12 protein-coding genes are annotated in these 12,715 nt (G+C 45.1%); 9 read left to right on the forward strand and 3 right to left on the reverse strand.

Annotation, left to right across the window (positions count from 1 at the left end; all coding sequences use genetic code 11):
* The first annotated feature begins 135 nt into the window (after positions 1–135).
* From argC to oxyR, 5 genes are all read left to right on the forward strand, one after another.
* Complete coding sequence (gene argC, locus FE392_RS03805; protein WP_319928893.1) at positions 136–1,140, forward strand: N-acetyl-gamma-glutamyl-phosphate reductase; 1,005 nt, start codon at positions 136–138, stop codon at positions 1,138–1,140.
* A gap of 153 nt (positions 1,141–1,293) precedes the next feature.
* Complete coding sequence (gene argB, locus FE392_RS03810; protein ID WP_319928894.1) at positions 1,294–2,067, forward strand: acetylglutamate kinase; 774 nt, start codon at positions 1,294–1,296, stop codon at positions 2,065–2,067.
* An 18-nt stretch (positions 2,068–2,085) separates the two neighbouring features.
* Entirely contained in the window at positions 2,086–3,297 is a 1,212-nt protein-coding gene (locus FE392_RS03815) for an argininosuccinate synthase (RefSeq protein WP_319928895.1), read from the forward strand.
* A gap of 77 nt (positions 3,298–3,374) precedes the next feature.
* A complete protein-coding gene (gene argH, locus FE392_RS03820) occupies positions 3,375–4,775 on the forward strand; it encodes an argininosuccinate lyase (RefSeq protein WP_319928896.1) in 1,401 nt (466 codons plus the stop codon).
* Positions 4,776–4,867: 92 nt separating this feature from the next.
* The gene (gene oxyR / locus FE392_RS03825; RefSeq protein ID WP_319928897.1) at positions 4,868–5,785 is read left to right on the forward strand and encodes a DNA-binding transcriptional regulator OxyR; all 918 of its coding nucleotides are present in this window, start codon (positions 4,868–4,870) and stop codon (positions 5,783–5,785) included.
* Here oxyR and sthA read toward each other — a convergent pair.
* Positions 5,777–7,174: a Si-specific NAD(P)(+) transhydrogenase gene (gene sthA / locus FE392_RS03830; protein WP_319928898.1), complete on the reverse strand. Its 1,398-nt coding sequence runs from the start codon at positions 7,172–7,174 to the stop codon at positions 5,777–5,779. The two genes, oxyR and sthA, sit on opposite strands and share 9 nt — an antisense overlap.
* A 206-nt stretch (positions 7,175–7,380) precedes the next feature.
* Between sthA and fabR the strand changes: the two genes are divergently transcribed.
* Both fabR and FE392_RS03840 read left to right on the forward strand, forming a co-directional pair.
* On the forward strand, positions 7,381–8,043 hold the full coding sequence (gene fabR / locus FE392_RS03835) for an HTH-type transcriptional repressor FabR (protein WP_319928899.1): 663 nt from the start codon (positions 7,381–7,383) through the stop codon (positions 8,041–8,043).
* Positions 8,044–8,064: 21 nt separating this feature from the next.
* On the forward strand, positions 8,065–8,442 hold the full coding sequence (locus FE392_RS03840) for a YijD family membrane protein (protein ID WP_319928900.1): 378 nt from the start codon (positions 8,065–8,067) through the stop codon (positions 8,440–8,442).
* An 81-nt stretch (positions 8,443–8,523) separates the two neighbouring features.
* Here the strand turns inward: FE392_RS03840 and trmA are convergent, their stop codons facing one another.
* On the reverse strand, positions 8,524–9,627 hold the full coding sequence (gene trmA, locus FE392_RS03845; RefSeq protein ID WP_319928901.1) for a tRNA (uridine(54)-C5)-methyltransferase TrmA: 1,104 nt from the start codon (positions 9,625–9,627) through the stop codon (positions 8,524–8,526).
* A gap of 200 nt (positions 9,628–9,827) precedes the next feature.
* On the opposite strand from trmA, the gene btuB reads away from it, so the two are divergent.
* The gene (gene btuB / locus FE392_RS03850; protein ID WP_319928902.1) at positions 9,828–11,666 is read left to right on the forward strand and encodes a TonB-dependent vitamin B12 receptor BtuB; all 1,839 of its coding nucleotides are present in this window, start codon (positions 9,828–9,830) and stop codon (positions 11,664–11,666) included.
* Entirely contained in the window at positions 11,611–12,492 is an 882-nt protein-coding gene (murI, locus tag FE392_RS03855; RefSeq protein WP_319928903.1) for a glutamate racemase, read from the forward strand. Before btuB ends, murI begins: the two co-directional genes overlap by 56 nt.
* A gap of 1 nt (position 12,493) precedes the next feature.
* Here the strand turns inward: murI and FE392_RS03860 are convergent.
* On the reverse strand, positions 12,494–12,715 hold a 222-nt coding region (locus tag FE392_RS03860; RefSeq protein ID WP_319928904.1), incomplete at its 5' end, for a hypothetical protein.

The following is a 12,715-nucleotide window of genomic DNA, read 5'->3' on the forward strand; positions in this document are numbered from 1 at the left end:
GACAGCCTTTCCTCATAATGATATGAATATTGATTCACACAATATGAATAAAAATTCACTAATGTTACTGTTTAACACAATCTTATTTGGATAATTAATTTATTTGAATAATTAATAGTAAGGTGCATAGTTCCCATGTTGAAGACACTCGTCGTTGGTGCCAGTGGTTATACCGGAGCAGAGTTAGCAGCATATCTACAACGTCATCCTTATGTCCATCTTTCTGGCTTGATGGTTTCTTCTCAAAGCTTAGATAAAGGAAAACGTTTTTCAGAACTTTATCCGCAATATAAAGGGTTGCTCGATTTGCCCTTACAACCATTGACTGATGTGTCTAAGGCTGCAAATGGGATTGATGTGGTGTTCCTCGCTACAGATCACAAAGTTAGCCACGATATTGCACCGATATTCCTGGAAGCGGGTTGTATCGTATTCGATTTATCTGGTGCCTATCGCGTACAAAATACACAGTTCTACGAAAAATACTACGGATTCGAGCATAAAAATCCCGGGTGGTTAGAACAAGCGGTATATGGCTTGGCGGAGTGGCAGGCGGAAAAAATCAAACAAGCACATTTGATTGCAGTCCCGGGTTGCTATCCTACAGTTTCTCAGCTTTCCTTAAAGCCTTTGCTTGAACAGAACTTATTGGATACAGAGCACTGGCCTGTCATTAATGCTGTCAGCGGAGTCAGTGGCGCCGGAAGAAAGGCATCAATCGCAAATAGCTTTTGCGAAGTCAGCTTGCAGCCCTATGGTGTGTTTAACCACCGTCATCATCCTGAAATTGCTACACATTTAGGTACAAATGTGATTTTTACGCCCCATTTAGGCAACTTTGCCCGCGGCATTCTCGCCACAATTACCTGTAAATTGAAACCCGGCGTGACAGAAGATCAAATCAAGGCAGCCTATCAGCAGGCATATCACGATAAACCGCTAATTCGCCTGTACGACCAAGGGGTTCCTGCGCTGAAAGCCGTTGTGGGGTTGCCATTTTGCGATATTGGCTTTGTTGTTCAGGGGCAACATCTGATCATTGTCGGGGCTGAAGATAATCTATTAAAAGGTGCGGCTGCACAGGCAGTGCAGTGCATGAATATTCGTTTTGGCTATGAGGAAACTCAGGCTCTGCTTTGATTTTGAATTGAATGCGTTAATTCCAACGAGTGAAGTTTCCGACAACCGTTATTTTTAATACAAGTTATACCCAATGGATTTCAAGTTGCATCGCAGCCAACAAAGAAGCGATTTGAAAGACGAAGGGTATAGTACTGGCAGAGGATAAATCCGATGGTTCCGTTAGTTATCAAGTTGGGTGGTGTGCTGTTAGACAGTGAAGAGGCATTGGAACGGTTATTTACCACATTGCAATTATACCGGAAAAACCATAAACGCCCGTTGCTTCTTGTGCACGGTGGTGGCTGTTTGGTCGATGATTTAATGCAGAGATTGGAGCTACCGATTTCAAAGAAACAGGGGCTGAGGGTTACGCCAGAAGATCAAATCGACATCATTGCCGGTACATTGGCTGGAACAGCTAACAAAACACTGTTGGCGTGCTCAACCAAATTTCGTTTACCCGGGATTGGGTTATGTCTGGGGGATGGTGGAATTGCGAAGGTGACTCAGCTTGGTGAGGAATTCGGCCATACCGGAAAGGCCGAGCCGGGGAAACCTGATCTCCTGAAACTTCTGTTGGATGTGGGTTACATGCCGATTATCAGCTCAATCGGTATCACCGAGCAGGGTGATTTAATGAATGTGAATGCTGATCAAGCGGCAACCGCCATTGCTCAGGTATTAAATGCAGATTTAGTATTTTTATCTGATGTCAGCGGCATTTTGGATGGAAAAGGTCAAAAAATCCCCGAAGCTACCGCAGAAAAAATAGAGCAGCTCATTGCGCAGGGCATCATTACCGAAGGCATGATAGTGAAAGTACATGCCGCATTGGATGCTGCCAAATCGCTTGGGCAGCCTGTTGATATTGCGAGTTGGCGATATACGGATCAATTGATTGCGTTATTTAATGGCATACCTGTTGGCACTCGGATCTCGGCGTAAATTTAAAAGGTTATCCCTATGACTAAAAAGATTAAAAAAATCGTTCTGGCATATTCAGGTGGTTTGGATACATCCGCAATTATCCCGTGGCTAAAAGAGCATTACGATAATTGCGAAGTTATCGCATTTGTGGCCGATGTCGGCCAAAGTCGCGAAGATTTGGAAGGGGTGGAGCAGAAAGCATTGCGCTCTGGTGCCTCTGAGTGCCACGTCGCCGATTTGCGTGAAGAGTTCATCAAAGAGTATGTCTATCCGGTATTGAAAACTGGCGCACTGTATGAAGGTAGTTATTTGCTGGGGACGTCAATGGCCCGCCCAATCATTGCCAAGGCACAGGTTGAATTGGCCCTGAAAGTGGGCGCAGATGCACTGGCTCATGGTGCAACCGGTAAAGGCAATGATCAGGTTCGGTTTGAAAGCACTTATACCGCATTGGCCCCTCATTTGAAGGTTGTGGCCCCGTGGCGGGAATGGGATCTACGCTCCCGTGAGGCATTGCTGGATTACTTGAAAGTCCGTGATATTCCCACAACTGCAACATTGGAAAAAATCTATAGCCGTGACGAAAATGCATGGCACATCTCAACCGAAGGGGGCGTACTGGAAAGTACTTGGAATGCCGCCAATAAAGATTGTTGGGTGTGGACAGCAGAACCAGAAGAGGCGCCCGATGCACCTGAATATGTCACGGTGACGGTTGAAAAAGGTGAGGTCGTTGGTGTGAATGGCCAGATATTTTCACCGTATCAATGCCTGAATGAATTGAATCAATTGGGCGCCAAGCATGGTATTGGCCGAATTGATATAGTAGAAAACCGGTTGGTTGGCATGAAATCCCGTGGCTGTTATGAAACGCCGGGGGGAACCATCATGATGGAAGCATTGCGTGGTATTGAGCAGTTGGTTTTGGATCGCGATAGTTTCAAATGGCGCCAGCAACTGGGGCTGGAAATGTCTTATGTCGTTTATGACGGGCGTTGGTTTGCGCCATTACGCCAGTCAATTCAAGCTGCGGCAGAAATCTTGGCTGCTAACGTCAGCGGCGAAGTTATCCTGAAACTCTACAAAGGTCAGGTAACCGCAGTACAGAAGAAATCTGCCCACAGCCTCTATTCTGAAGAGTTTGCGACTTTCGGAGAGGACGAAGTTTACGATCATAGCCATGCCGAAGGGTTTATTCGTCTTTACTCGCTGTCTTCGCGCATTCGTGCACTGAACAGCAAAAAGTAATTTTTAGCATCAATAACAGCGAATAAATGACCGTAAACAGATAGAGAAAAACAGATAGAGAAAACAGGAACGATATTATGGCACTTTGGGGTGGACGTTTCAGTCAGGCAGCCGATCAACGGTTTAAACAATTCAATGACTCACTGCGGTTTGATTACCGCTTGGCGGAGCAGGACATCATAGGCTCGATAGCATGGTCAAAGGCACTGGTCACAGTGGAAGTCTTAACTTCTGAAGATCAGCAGAAGCTGGAACTGGCGTTGAACGAGTTGCTCGATGAAGTTCGCGCCAACCCCGAAGCCATATTGCAAAGCGATGTGGAAGATATTCACAGCTGGGTTGAAGGGCAACTTATCGCAAAGGTGGGAGAGCTGGGGAAAAAGCTTCATACGGGGCGCAGCCGTAATGATCAGGTCGCGACTGATTTGAAGCTGTGGTGCAAAGAGCAAATTACTTATCTCCACAAAGGCATTGTTGAACTGCAACAAGCCTTGGTGCTCACCGCTGAAAATAACCAGCATGCAGTGATGCCGGGTTATACCCATTTGCAACGTGCACAACCTGTTACTTTTGCCCATTGGTGTCTGGCGTATGCAGAAATGCTGGCCCGTGATGAAAGCCGCTTGCAAGACGCGCTGAAACGGTTGGATGTCAGTCCGTTGGGTTGTGGGGCGCTGGCCGGCACTGCTTATAACATTGACAGGGAACAACTGGCATCATGGCTTGGTTTTGCCTCTGCAACCAATAATAGTTTGGACAGTGTTTCTGATCGCGATCATGTTCTGGAACTTTTGTCAGGCGCGAGTATTAGCATGATCCACCTGTCTCGCTTTGCTGAAGACCTCATTTTCTTCAACAGTGGAGAAGCGGGGTTTGTCGAATTGTCCGATAGGGTAACTTCCGGCTCTTCCTTGATGCCACAAAAGAAAAATCCAGATGCGTTGGAGCTGATCCGTGGAAAATGCGGCCGGGTACAAGGGGCATTGACGGGGATGATGATGACGCTGAAAGGGCTTCCTCTCGCCTATAATAAAGATATGCAGGAAGATAAAGAGGGGCTGTTTGATGCGTTGGATACGTGGCTGGATTGCCTGCACATGGCTGCTTTGGTCTTGGATGGCATTCAAGTTAAAAGCGCCCGTTGTGAAGAAGCAGCCAAGCAGGGGTATGCCAATGCGACTGAATTAGCGGATTATTTAGTGGCACGCGGAATCCCGTTTCGTGAAGCGCATCATATCGTTGGTGAAGTTGTCGTAACGGCTATTGAGAAAGGAAAAGCGCTGGAGGAACTTTCTTTATTTGAATTACAGAAATTCAGTGAGATTATTTCAGTGGATGTTTATGACATTTTATCGCTGAAGTCATGTCTGGATAAGCGTCAGGCAAAAGGTGGCGTCGCGGAGGAACAAGTGAAACAAGCGATTGCCCAAGCGAAGCAGCGCATTAAGCAAAAAATGTCTGAAATCACAAGCGGTTGATAGTTTTTTATCCTCATGGATATAATGATTTATTGGTCAATACTATTATTGATATCAAAAAATATCATTAATACCAAATACTGAGGTTGGGAATGAATATCCGCGATCTGGAATACCTTGTGGCACTTGCTGAATTTCGGCACTTTCGCCGGGCTGCTGATGCCTGCCACGTCAGCCAGCCGACGCTGAGTGGGCAAATCCGCAAATTGGAAGATGAACTGGGCGTAATGTTACTGGAACGTACGAGCCGCAAGGTATTATTCACCCAACAAGGTATGCTGTTGGTGGATCAGGCCAAAACTGTCCTGCGGGAAGTGAAGGTCTTGCAGGAAATGGCTTCACTTCAAGGTGAAAGCATGTCTGGGCCATTGCACATTGGCCTGATTCCTACCGTCGGGCCTTATCTTCTTCCTCTTATCATTCCTGAACTGCATAAATTGTTCCCCAAATTAGAAATGTATCTGCACGAAGCTCAAACCCAATATTTGTTGGCCCAGCTCGATAGCGGAAAGCTTGATTGCGCCATTTTGGCTCAGGTGAAAGAGACGGAAGCATTTATTGAAGTTCCCTTGTTTGATGAACCAATGAGATTGGCTATCTATGATGATCATAAGTGGGCAGAACGAACGCAAATCAAGATGGAGGAACTTTCCGGCGAAAAGTTATTGATGCTGGAAGACGGGCACTGTTTGCGGGATCAAGCAATGGGGTTTTGTTTTCAGGCAGGGGCAAAAGAAGATACACATTTCAGGGCAACCAGTCTGGAAACGTTGCGCAATATGGTGGCGGCGGGTAGTGGCATTACATTACTACCAGAATTATCAGTTCCAAAAGAAAACAAACGTGATGGCGTTTGCTATCTGAAATGTTTTGAACCAGAACCCAGCCGTTCAATTATATTGGTTTACCGTCCCGGCTCGCCTCTGCGTGGTCGCTATGAGCAATTGGCAGAGGCAATCGGGGCAAAAATGGGGGCTTATTTCGACGCTCTCAAAGAGACATCAAAATAGCCGATTTAACCCATTAAGAGCTGCAACACGGTAGGCTTCTGCCATTGTTGGATAGTTGAAGGTAGTATTAACGAAATATTCGATATTGTTGCCTTCACCTTTTTGTTCCATGATGGCTTGGCCGATATGGATAATTTCCGCAGCGCGTTCGCCAAAACAGTGGATCCCTAAAATCTGTTTTGTTTCACGGTGGAACAGGATCTTGATGCTGCCGACATTCAGGCCTGAAATTTGCGCCCTTGCCAAGTGTTTGAATTGGGCGCGCCCTACCTCATAAGGAATTTTCATTGACGTCAGTTGCTGCTCGGTTTTCCCTACGGAGCTGATTTCAGGAATGGTATAAATCCCTGTAGGTATATCTTCTACCAGATGAAAGTTTGCATTGCCTGTTGTGATTGCTTTCGCGGCAATGCGCCCCTGATCATAGGCAGCAGAAGCTAGACTTGGGTAGCCAATGACATCGCCAACTGCGTAGATGTTTTCATTGCTGGTTTGGTAAACACGGTTTACTTTCAGTAAGCCACGGTTGTCAGCTTCCAGGCCAACATTTTCCAGACCCAACGTATCGGTATTACCCGTCCGCCCATTTGCATATAACAGGCAATCAGCTTTAACTTTTTTACCGGATTTCAGGTGAACAATTACACCATCATCAACACCTTCTATCCTTTCATATTCTTCGTTATGGCGGATGACCGTGCCACTATTCCAGAAATGGTAAGACAAAGCGTCAGACATCTCTTGATCAAGGAAAGACAACAGATGATCCCGGGTATTGATTAAATCGACTTTAACGCCCAACCCCCGAAAGATAGATGCGTACTCGCAACCAATCACCCCGGCACCATAAATAATCACATGGTGCGGTTCATGTTCCAGTTGCAGGATAGTATCGCTGTTATAAATGCGGGAGTGAGAAAAATCGACATCAGGCGGGGTGTAGGGGCGGGAACCGGTGGCAATGATTATCTTGTCTGCACTCAAGACATCAACGCTATCATCGGCATAACGCACACTAACCCGATGTTCATCAATGAAAGTCGCTTCGCCAGCAAACATTCGGCACCGGTTACGTTCATAAAACCCTTGGCGCATTTTGGTCTGCTGATTGATAACAACTTCAGCGTGGCGAAGAATTTCAGAAAATGAGGAGCGAAGGATGCGGGAGTTATCACTGTAGAGGGGGTTTTGATTAAATTCTATAATACGGCTAACGGCATGGCGGAGGGCTTTCGACGGAATTGTGCCCCAATGGGTACATCCGCCACCGACGTTATTGTAACGTTCTATAACTGCAACGTTTTTGCCTTGTTTTACCAACCCCATTGCTGCTCCTTCCCCCCCGGGACCAGAGCCAATCACAATGGCATCAAAATGAGTATATTGCATAGAGGAAAGACCTGTTTTTACACAAAATAACAACTCTATCTTAACATTACTTAGTGTAATAACCCAATCAACATGAGGTTTTTATCTTATTGTTTAGCGATAAAACCGAAATGCGTTGAATAATATCTTTAAGAGAACAATCACAGCAAACTTAGCAGAATCTGTTATATTTGCTCCATTATAGAGCCGGATAGATCAGGATTGTTGTGAGTAACGTAACAGGCGTTAGAGCAAAGCAAAAAGAAAAAACTCGTCGCTCTTTGATTGAAGCGGCATTCAGCCAACTCAGTGCTGAACGCAGTTTTACCAGCCTGAGCCTTCGGGAAGTCGCCCGGGAAGCAGGTATTGCGCCGACTTCTTTCTATCGCCATTTTCGGGATGTTGATGAACTGGGGCTGACAATGGTGGATGAAAGTGGCCTGATGTTGCGCCAATTGATGCGCCAGGCACGTCAACGTATCGCAAAGGGTGGCAGTGTCATCCGCACTTCTGTTTCTACCTTTATGGAGTTCATCGGTAATAATCCCAACGCATTTCGGTTGTTGCTGCGCGAACGTTCTGGCACATCGGCTGAGTTTCGTGCGGCGGTCGCACGGGAAATCCAACATTTTATTGCCGAATTGGCAGACTATCTTGAGCAAGCAAGCCATATGCCACGTCATTTTACCGAGATACAAGCCGAGGCGATGGTGACAATTGTATTTAGTGCTGGTGCTGAAGCACTTGATATTGATGAGGAAAAAAGACGCCGCCTAGAAGAGCGCTTAGTTTTGCAACTCCGGATGATTTCCAAAGGCGCTTATTATTGGTATCGTCGTGAGCAAGAAAAAAACACTGTCCCTAAAGCGATTCCTAAATCCTCTGAATAATAATGAAAGGAGAATAATACGATGGAACAATACCGCCAAGATAAAAGCACGATGTTGCTGGCTCTTATCGTTGGGTTGGCCACACATGGAACCTTCTCTGCGTTTTTCAATTCATATGTATCTTTTTCCATTTTCCCGATTATCACATTGGCTCTCTCTTTGTATTGTCTCCATCAACGTTATTTGAATTATCCAATGGCTGAAGGTTTACCCAAATTGGCCACGGGATGCTTTTTCTTGGGAATGTTCGTATACAGTGCCTTTATTCGGGTGCAACACCCAGAAATTGGCTCGAATATTTTGCCTGTCATCATCGGTACAGTTTTGGTGTTTTGGATTTACCTGAAAGTAAAACAGCGCAAAAAGCTGGGGTCATTTAAATCAGAAAGCCAGCATTGATTATTTTTTGAGAATGATTCATAAAAAAACGCCACAGAGTTAACCTTGTGGCGTTTTTTAATTGAACTGTGATTAGGTGGGTTAAACTCTTTTTTCCAGTAATACGCCACATTCCATGTGGTGGGTATAAGGGAATTGGTCAAAGAGTGCCAGTTTACTGACCTGATGAGTTTGTGTCAGCGTTTCCAGATTCTGGCAGAGAGTTTCCGGATTGCAGGAAATATAAAGAATGCGGGAATAAGCTTGCACCATTTTAACTGTTTCTTCATCCAACCCGCTTCGTGGCGGATCAACAAAAATGGTCTCGCATTGATAGCTCTTTAAATCAATTCCTTGTAGCCGGTGGAATTCGCGTTCACCATTCATGGCTTGTGTAAATTCTTCCGCTGACATTCGGATAATCTGTACATTATCAATCTGATTGGCTGCAATATTAAATTGAGCAGCGGCAACGGAAGGTTTGGCAATCTCTGTCGCCAATACCCGCTCAAAATTCTGTGCCAGCGCCAGAGAAAAATTACCATTACCGCAATACAATTCCAGCAAATCACCTTTAGCGCCTTTGGTGATATTAATCGCCCATTCCAACATATGAATATTGATGCAGGCATTTGGCTGCGTGAAGCTGTTTTCGACCTGACGATAAATCATGGTTTTGCCCGCAACCGGCAATTCTTCATCTATATAGTCATGATCGAGCATGATTTTGGTTTTTGCCGCACGGCCGATAAGCTGAACATCAAAACCGTCTGCAATTAGTTGATTGCGCAGAGTAATGGCATGCTCACGCCATTCGTCCCCCAATTTCTTATGGTAAAGCAGGGAAACAATGATTTTGTTGCTGTGGGTAGAAAGATAATCCACCTGGAATAATTTGTGACGCAATACAGGGTTATCTTTTACGCCAGCGATAATCGCCTGCATCATATTGTTGATGAGCTGATTGGCAACCGGGAATTGCTCAATGCGGATACGCTGTTTGGTTTGCTGATCAAACATAATATGGTAGAGGTCATCTTCCTCATGCCAAATACGGAATTCTGCTCGCATTCTGTAATGTGATGCTGGGGAACGGAAAACTTCAGGCTCTGGTGCATTAAATGGGGCCATCATTTCTTTTAAGCGATGGGCCTTTTCCATCAATTGATTTTCATAATTTTCCGTTGGCAAAACATTCTGCATCATCTGGTTCTCGTATAGTCGCGTTAAGAAAAGTTTCCGGGCGGCATGAATTTCTGTGCGGCATTTTAGGGCAAGCGGGAAGGATGTCCAGTTTTCTGGTGTGTCAGTACGCTTTTTAATAAGGGCACCATTCTGGACACTCCATTGGCTTCATCGTAGCATGGCTCTTTGTTGTTACATGCCATTTTCTCATCATAAGTATCATGATAAATAAAAAATATATTCTTTTATCTGCTGCGCTTGCAGCGGCGTTTTCTGGTTGGAGTGTTTCTGCAACTGCTGATAACCAAGATTTGTTGATCGTGACAGCCAATCGCTTTAAACAACCGATTTCTTCAGTTTTGGCACCAACGACGGTAATCACCCGTGAAGATATCGATCATTGGCAATCCAATAGCTTGGTTGATGTCTTGCGTCGCTTGCCTGGTGTTGATATTGCCCAAAATGGCGGGATGGGGCAGTACTCGTCTTTATTTATTCGTGGCACGAATTCAAACCATACACTCGTGCTGGTGGATGGGAGCAGTTTAAATCAGGCGGGCATTTCAGGGTCGGCTGATTTCAGTCAGATCCCGATTTCAATGGTACAAAGAATAGAATATATCCGGGGTGCACGTTCCGCTGTATATGGCTCCGATGCTATCGGAGGCGTAATCAATATCATCACGAAACGTGAACAGCCCGGAACAACACTAAATGCAGGGATCGGTTCTAACGGATATCAGAGTTATAACGGTTCTACTCAGCAGAAGTTGGGTGAAGATACTCTATTGACCGCAGCCGCAGGTTATACCTATACCAAAGGGTTTGATGTGATTGTTGATGGTAAAGCCGGTGAATATCGTCAGCCAGATCGCGATGGCTTTATGAGCAAAATGTTGTGGTTGGAAATAGACCATAAAATCAATGAGCAGATGAGGGGATTTGCTCGGGTGTATGGGATTAATAACCGGACAGATTATGATGCATGGGGTTTTGGTGAAGCGGATACTCGTGAACTATTCAGTCGTACCTATGATGCCGGGCTTCAATTTAATCAAGGGAGTTACTCTTCCCAACTGATTGCCAGTTATAGTCATGTAAAAGATTATAATCATTCCTCTGACCGTGGACGTTATAGTCAAAGCACCAGTCTAAGTAATTCCAAGCAATACAATGTTCAGTGGGGAAATCGATGGCAAGTGGGTCATGGTGCGATCAGTAGTGGTATTGATTGGAAAAGAGTATCAGTTGCTGCAGGCTCCAACTTTATTCCCGTGCAAAAGGAAGTGGATAATACGGGATTATATTTAACCGCCCAGCAAAAAATCAATAATTTCACCCTGGAAGGCGCTGTGCGCTCAGACCATCATTCTGAGTATGATTGGAATACAACCCAACAAGCAGGGATAAGCTGGGAATTCATGGACGGTTATCGTTTCATTACTTCTTATGGAACGGCATTTAAGGCTCCAACACTTGGGCAATTATATGGCTGGGGGGCTAATCCCGCGCTGAAACCAGAAAAAAGTAAGCAGTGGGAAGCTGGTATTGAAGGATTGACCGGAACATTGAGCTGGCGCTTGTCTGTTTATCGTAATGATATAGAGCAGTTAATAAATTTTGCCAATGGCCACTATGAAAATATCGGTAAGGCGAAAATTAAAGGTGTTGAATGGACGGGAACAATGGATACCGGCATATTCCAGCATCAACTAACGCTACAGTATGTTGACCCACGCGATGACGATAATCAGCAGTTAATCCGCAGGGCAAAACAACAAGTTAAATATCAGTTAGATTGGGAGGCATTCAATGTTGATTGGGGGATAACTTACCAATACATTGGTCAGCGCTATGATCAAGACTTCAATGTATATCCTCCAAAAAGAATGAAAGTAGGAGGAGTGAGTTTGTGGGATATCAATGCTTCATATCCAATCACTAACCGCCTCACAATTCATGCTAAAATAGCTAATCTGTTTGATAAAAATTATGAGACAGCCTATGGCTATCGTACCCCAGGAAGAGAATACTACCTTACAGGCAGTTACAACTTCTGATTTGTACAAGACCTCCGATTTAAATAAGGCCACCCGTCCGACGATTCTGGTTTTTGATTCTGGTGTGGGTGGCTTATCTGTCTATAAAGAGATTCGGCAACTCTTGCCGGATCACCACTATATATATGCTTTCGATAATGCAGCGTTTCCTTATGGCGAGAAAACAGCTGAAGTGATTATCGAAAGAGTCGTTCAAGTTGTTGATGGTATCCAGCAACAACATCCTTTGGCTGCGGTAGTTATTGCCTGTAATACAGCAAGTACAGTCAGCTTGCCTGCTCTGCGCGAGCGCTTTTCTTTCCCCGTCGTTGGTGTGGTGCCGGCAATAAAGCCAGCAGCCAAATTAAGTTGTAACCGCGTTGTTGGATTATTGGCGACACGCGCAACGGTGAATCGAGACTATACCAAAGAACTCATCGCCCGATTTGCGACGGATTGTCAGGTGCATTCGATAGGTTCTGCTGAACTGGTAGAGTTAGCAGAAAAGAAGCTGCACGGAGAAAACATTCCGCTACAAGAGCTGGAAAGAATATTGAAACCGTGGTTAAAAATGAAAGAGCCGCCGGATACTGTCATTTTGGGTTGCACTCATTTCCCTTTGATAGCAGAAGAACTGTCACAAGTGTTACCGGATGGCACAAGATTAATTGATTCAGGGGCTGCAATCGCGCGTCGAACCGCTTGGCTGGTTAAAAATCGGAATGATTTGTTTTTAACAACGGCAGATAATTTAGCTTACTGTACAAAAATAGATCCAGAGAGTGAGGCGTTACGTTCCGTTTTACGCGAATATGGCTTTCTGATGCTGAAAAAACTACCAACTTAAGTTAAATTTGGCGCAATAGTAAGCGGTCGGTATTTTTTTTCAAAAAAACTATTGCCAGCCTCAGAAAACTCCCTATAATGCGCCACCACTGACCGACGCTGAGCTGAGAAAAGCCGCTGAGGAAAGTCGGAGAAAAGCGAAAATAAACGCTTGACTCTGGAGGCGAAAAGCGTAAGATACGCAGCCTCGCAACCCGGAACAGGCTTCCGGTTGCACCGCTCTT

Source organism: Xenorhabdus santafensis (genome assembly GCF_033949405.1).
Taxonomy (GTDB): Bacteria; Pseudomonadota; Gammaproteobacteria; order Enterobacterales; family Enterobacteriaceae; genus Xenorhabdus; species Xenorhabdus santafensis.